Genomic DNA, 230 nt, shown 5'->3' on the forward strand with positions numbered 1-230 from the left:
TTGGGAAATTTTATATACAAGGTCACTGACAGAATACTCTTGATTCCATTTTACTTTTCCTTGTTTTACGGCATCAAGCAATAGATATTCCGTCATCATTTTCGTCATACTGGCAATTCCAAGTGGACTGTCCGCATTCTTTTCATATAAAACCTTGCCTGTTTCTCCATCAACTAATATGGCTCCGTCAGCATTTACATTTAATGATGCTTGTGCATTCGCTTGTTTCG

General features: G+C 37.4%; 1 pseudogene. It reads right to left on the reverse strand.

The annotated features are described in order from the left end of the window. Positions 1-230: pseudogene (locus RYX56_RS25625) on the reverse strand (D-alanyl-D-alanine carboxypeptidase); the annotation flags it as partial.

This window comes from Alkalihalophilus lindianensis (genome assembly GCF_032843265.1).
Classification (GTDB): domain Bacteria; phylum Bacillota; class Bacilli; order Bacillales; family Bacillaceae_D; genus Alkalihalophilus; species Alkalihalophilus lindianensis.